The 1,343-nt window shown below is 60.2% G+C and carries 1 protein-coding gene; it reads left to right on the forward strand.

What is annotated here, in order from left to right; all coding sequences use genetic code 11:
- The coding region (locus M727_RS0132820; RefSeq protein WP_027156036.1) for a LuxR C-terminal-related transcriptional regulator at positions 1 to 384 on the forward strand (384 nt) is incomplete at its 5' end.
- Positions 385 to 1,343 lie beyond the last annotated feature (959 nt).

The raw sequence follows: 1,343 nt of genomic DNA on the forward strand, positions 1-1,343 counted from the left end.
TCGGAGTTTAAGCTACGCGACGGCTTCACGATTCCGTTTGCGACATTGAACGGACAGGCGGTCGGATTTTCTGTTGCCGGGGAGAAGCTCGAGCCAGATCCGCACGACCGTCTCGCCTTTCAGTTCGTCGCCGCTTGCGCCTTCGGCTGCGCGGCCATTCTTGCAGACGCAAAACGAGCCTCAAAACCCGTGCGTCTGTCTCCGCGCCAGCAGGACGTCCTGCGCTGGGCTGCCGAGGGCCTTACAGTGGACAAGATCGCTGATCGCCTCAACATCAGCCGCAACACCGCAGACACGCATCTGCGATCGGTGCGCGAGAGGCTCGGCGTGACAAACAACGTGCATGCTGTCGCGAAAGCTTTCCGCCTGGGACTGATCAGCTAGCCTCGCGCAATCGCGTGATGCCGCACCGGTTGGCGATAAACTATTGGGGTGGCCTCGGAACTGGAGGAGAACGGGCTCAGCGACAGGATCGCAATTCATCCTGGCGCGAGGAGCATACAACCCAGACCCCCATCGCCCTTTCTGCGGGCAAGCCTCACGGTCCTTGCGATCGCCGAATAGTCTTCGCACCTGGTCGTAGAGTATGATCTCCACATCGATCGGCTCGAGCACCGATCGGCAATTGGCGATCAGTTCGTCCGGCGCGGACGCGGCATAGAATGCCGCCGAAAACACCGCCGTACCCGCAATCGACATCGCGCGGTTGGTATGCCCGATTCCATTCCAGGCTGAGCCCGCATTCCGCGATCCGCAGGTCGGCGTCGTCGGCGAATGCGGCCAGCACAGGTTATTGCCAGGTTGAGAATACCGCCGCCAAAAGGGACGACTGGCCAAGGGCCGACTCGCGCCAGTTGCAAATCTGCGAAGCACCGACGCACGGCAGCCCTATAGAACAGCGTTTTTCTACCCAAGGAGTCCGGCGTCGGTAGTGGCAGAGCCAAATCGCTCTTGCCTGCAGGCTCGCCGCAACAAGCCGGGTTTTTGGAGACCGAGCTTGCCATTTGTCGCGGAGCGGCGGGTCATCAGAAGCCAGACAGAACCGCTATTCATCGGCCGTATTCGATTGCTGGCACAAGACGAGGCCGGTCACACCGAACGGAAACCACGAACACGTTTTCGGCGCTTCTATTCTAAGCCCGTTAATTCACGACGCCAGAGCCGTACCCGAAGCTCTGTCGAGCGAAGTCCATAGCCTTCCCGCGCTCGCTCGCCAGCTACTTGAACTGGTCGTCGTCTATCACTCGCCGAAAAAGCGGCCGCCCCTGACTTCGTGATGTCAGTCGTTCAGGTCGTCGCATGTCCGACATTGTCGGCCATCGGACAACGCCTCCAAGGTCATA

Source organism: Mesorhizobium sp. WSM2561, assembly GCF_000513915.1.
In the GTDB taxonomy this organism is placed as follows: Bacteria; Pseudomonadota; Alphaproteobacteria; order Rhizobiales; family Rhizobiaceae; genus Mesorhizobium; species Mesorhizobium muleiense.